The 3,909-nt window shown below is 56.8% G+C and carries 3 protein-coding genes; 1 reads left to right on the top strand and 2 read right to left on the bottom strand.

Going from position 1 to position 3,909, the window contains the following annotated elements; genetic code table 11:
* The first annotated feature begins 129 nt into the window (after positions 1-129).
* Complete coding sequence (locus F8N49_RS26290; RefSeq protein WP_122747641.1) at positions 130-2,373, top strand: hypothetical protein; 2,244 nt, start codon at positions 130-132, stop codon at positions 2,371-2,373.
* A gap of 239 nt (positions 2,374-2,612) precedes the next feature.
* Here F8N49_RS26290 and F8N49_RS26285 read toward each other — a convergent pair whose 3' ends face one another.
* Positions 2,613-2,942, bottom strand: a complete 330-nt coding sequence (locus F8N49_RS26285) for a hypothetical protein (RefSeq protein WP_041478159.1) — start codon at positions 2,940-2,942, stop codon at positions 2,613-2,615.
* Positions 2,939-3,844, bottom strand: coding sequence for an alpha/beta hydrolase (locus F8N49_RS26280; RefSeq protein WP_122751930.1), 906 nt, complete (start codon positions 3,842-3,844; stop codon positions 2,939-2,941). Before F8N49_RS26280 ends, F8N49_RS26285 begins: the two co-directional genes overlap by 4 nt.
* Between the last annotated feature and the right edge of the window lie 65 nt (positions 3,845-3,909).

Genomic DNA, 3,909 nt, shown 5'->3' with positions numbered 1-3,909 from the left:
GGTTGACTCAATTCCCATGACCGTTTCGTCTTCCGAAAGCGAAGTCCACTGTCAACTATGACAGTGGACGAGGATCGGTACATGGAAGAGGCTGTTACCTGTCAGCCTGATCCTCACAAGGATTCCCCGATGAAACGATCAATCATCGCAGCCGGATTTTTGTCGACACTTCTCCATGCAGCAATGAGCTGGAGCAACGCGGCAATCCCACCAGAGCCTTTGTATGATCCCGATGACATGGTCATCAGCACCGATCCCGAACTACTGACTCCCTCGATAAAACGCCCCATCACAGGCGTTCAAAAGGTATTGCTGGTGGTCGGGCACTGGTCAGGCGAACCGGGCCTGGACTCCGGAAAAATTGCTGAGCAAACTTTCTCAACGCACTGGAATTCATTGCGCTCCTACATCCTCGCTGCCTCCGGCAATAAACTGAAACTGGAAGGCACACAGATCGAGGCAGATTTCGGTCCAAAACCTGCAACATGCACCGCTTCAGGCAGTCTCGAGGCAGGACGCAAAGCGGCCCGTGCACAAAACATTGATCCCGCAGGTTTTCCATTCCTCTTTGTGGCGGTCCCCTGTGGCGGCGGCGCAATCGCTACGGTGCCGGGAAACTGGATTTGGGTTAAAGGTATGCCGGGCTCACCGCATACATGGAAGCACGAATTCGGCCACAATCTGGGATACCCACATGGCGGCACTTATACCAAATGTCCGGTGAGTAACGACGTTGTTCAGGCTCCTGAAGAGTGCAGCCCGATCGGGTATGGTGATACTGGAGACTCGGTATCGGGTGGCGGAACACTCTATCCGGCAATCAACCGGTGGTTTTCCGGCTGGCTAGATGACTCGCAAGCCGCCGTGATCAGTAAGACAGGTCTGTACCGCCTGGGGGTATTGGGTAAGGAAGGGCCTCAACTTTACATGATCAATCGGCCCACAGAACCTCAGTTGATAGCGCTTGAGTACCGCCAGCCCACACCATTCGACGAATTTTCTCCCACCGATAATCGCGTGACCGGCGTCTGGATCAGGTACTCGTCACTGAACGGGACGGTGCGCAACGTGCAATTGGATGCCTCGCCAGAAACTGCCACAACGAACGATCCTACCCTGCAGCCAGGACGGACGCTGGAAGACGCGACGGCAAGAATCAAAATCAAAGTCTGTGCGACGGATAAGGCTGGTGCATCGCTCGCAATTGCAATAAACGGACAAGGCCTCCCATATTGCACAACGACAGTCGTGCCACCGCTGGTCATGACACCCGAGCAGAACGCTACAACAACGCTGAAACCTTTGATCACTGGAACGGCGCGACCGGGAGCAACGATCAAGGTAGCAGAAGCCGCAACCCCGGAGACTTTCTTCGCAACAGCTATCGCGGATGTACAAGGCAGGTGGTCAATAACCCCTCCTACCGATAGGCCATCAGGCCCCAATGCACTTGTGCTTCGGCAGTACTTTGGCGACAGAGTCTCGGGGCCGTCCGAGCAGCGTTTATTCAACGTTGTTGATATCGTGGATGTGCCTCCCCCGGTTATCTCTAGGCCAGTGGAAAACGCTGACTCCGGTTACAACCCATTGCTTTCAGGCACAGCATTGCCTGGCGCCCATATTCGCGTAACCCGCGTTTACGGCCCTTACGAAGTACTGGCGGAAACAGACGCTGATGCCTATGGCAAATGGTCAGTGCGAAGTGTCTGGACATTACCCTCAGGGCCTTTTTCCATGACAGCCTGGCAAAGCATTGATGGTAAGCGCTCGCCGTGGAGTGCCAATAGAACAATCAAGGTAATTGATACGCTCGACGCGCCAATCATAGAAACCCCACTAGAGGGTAGTGACAGTGGTCAAAACCCTCTGCTCTCCGGCAAAGCTCTTCCGGGCGCACATATCCGTGTGTCCAAGGTCTACGGCCCTTACGAGGTACTGGCGGAAACAGACGTCGATGCCTATGGCAACTGGTCGGTGCAAAGTGTCTGGACTTTACCCGTCGGCCCGTTTTCCATGACTGCATGGCAAAGCATTGACGGTAAGCGCTCGCCGTGGAGTGCCAATCGAAAAATCACGGTAACTGACGCACCCGCAGCGCCTGTTATCGACACACCGGTGGAGGGCAGTGAAAGCGGCCAAAATCCGCTGCTCTCGGGAAAAGCGCTGCCGGGTGCCCATATCCGGGTCACCAAGGTTAACGGCCCTTACAACATACTGGCGGAAACAGATGCCGATGCTTACGGCAACTGGTCGGTGCAAAGTGTCTGGAGCTTACCCGTCGGCCCGTTTTCCATGACTGCATGGCAAAGCATTGACGGTAAGCGCTCGCCTTGGAGTGCCAATCGAAAAATCACGGTGACAGCCAGCCCTTAACTGTAAAAGCTCCTTCGTTCAAATGGAGGGGCTCTTTGTTAAGTTTCATACTGTAGCCCCTCACCCCAACCCTTCCCCGAGGGAGAGGGAGCCGATTGGGGGATGCTCTAGAGATACATCGATCTGAAAGTGCTTTATTGAATCCATAATCGACACGGTCTCTCAGGTCGATGTATGGCGGAATACACCTCGGTCAGTCCCCTCTCCCAATGGGAGAGGGGGAAAGTGATCCAGCAGAATCACTGCTCCAGCTTCTGCGGCGTCTCCTCCCCCATGCAGCGCACAGCCTTTTTCTGGCCATTGATCAACACACCGGTCAGGCCTTTCTGCTCGGTATCAAACAACACCAGCACGCCATCAATGCACTGCGCCACTTGCGGCGCAGGCGTCAGCGAGACTTTGTAGTCCTCGCCCGGCACGGTCTTGAGCATGGTGAATTCGCTGAGCAACAGCGCATCCTCCGGCTTGGCGAAGTGCAGGTAGCCGTAGTACCACAGCGCCCCGACGGTGCCGAGGATGCTGCAGATACCCGTGATGATCAGCGGGATGGCGTTACGTTCTTCAGTCATTGCGGACTCTCATCTTCGGAATTCGGGGCTTTCGGATAATTGGGGATTTCGCCGAGGCGGCGCAGGCCGTCGAAGTGTTCGGGATCATCGAGGTAGCGCAGCATGACCTGACGCCACACCGGGTCGCCGAAGGTCTGCACATGACCACCACGGGTCAGCTGCAACACGCGCGGCGGCGGCGCTGCCTGATACAGGCGAATGCCGTTGACCATCGGCACCAGCGGATCGTCGATGCTATGGAAGATCAGCTTCGGCACGCCGGTCAGCTGCGCCATCGAGTTGATTGCGCTGTCGCCGTCCGGCACCAGCCACGACAGCGGCACTTGCAATGGCCAGGTCAGCCACGAAGTGCTGAGGGCGAATTGGCCGACACTGCGATAACTGGCCGGCACGCCATCCAGCACCAGGGCCTTGAGTTGTTTTTGCCGCTCCGGGTGCTGCGCCAGCCAATGCACCGACATCGCGCCGCCCAGACTCTGCCCGAGCAGCACCAGCGGTTTGCCTTTGACCTCGGGCGCGTTGTCGAGCCAGGCGAACGCGGCGTCAATGTCCTGATAGATCGCCGGCAGGCTCGGCTTGCCCTCGGACAAACCGTAGCCGCGATAGTCGACCAGCAGCACCTGATAGCCGTTCTTCGGCAACCACCAGCTGCCGCCCAGATGCATCGGCAAATTGCCGCCGTTTCCGTGCAGATGCAGGACCGTGCCTTTGACCTCGACGCCAGGTTTGGCCGGCAGCCACCAGGCGTTGAGTTTCAAGCCATCGGCGGTGATCAGGGTGACGGTGCGGTATTCGAGTTTGGCTTTGTCCGGGGTGAAGATCTGGCCCGGTTCCGGGTAGAACAGCAGCGAACTGCAACCGCTGAGGGTCAAGAGCAGGCAAAGGATGCCGAGGATTCTCATCCGGTGAAACCTCGCAAGAAATGGGCAGACAATCGATTCAGAGAAAAACAAATAACCCTGTGGGA

Source organism: Pseudomonas sp. GXM4 (genome assembly GCF_008923895.1).
In the GTDB taxonomy this organism is placed as follows: Bacteria; Pseudomonadota; Gammaproteobacteria; order Pseudomonadales; family Pseudomonadaceae; genus Aquipseudomonas; species Aquipseudomonas atacamensis.
Note: the sequence above shows the minus strand (reverse complement) of the source record. Positions and strands in the feature narration are given on the sequence as shown.

Bases quoted from the DNA above. Each gene is read 5' to 3' on its own strand.
- F8N49_RS26280 (WP_122751930.1), bottom strand. From the start codon at position 3,844: ATGAGAATCCTCGGCATCCTTTGCCTGCTCTTGACCCTCAGCGGTTGC.
- F8N49_RS26290 (WP_122747641.1), top strand. From the start codon at position 130: ATGAAACGATCAATCATCGCAGCCGGATTTTTGTCGACACTTCTCCAT.
- F8N49_RS26285 (WP_041478159.1), bottom strand. From the start codon at position 2,942: ATGACTGAAGAACGTAACGCCATCCCGCTGATCATCACGGGTATCTGC.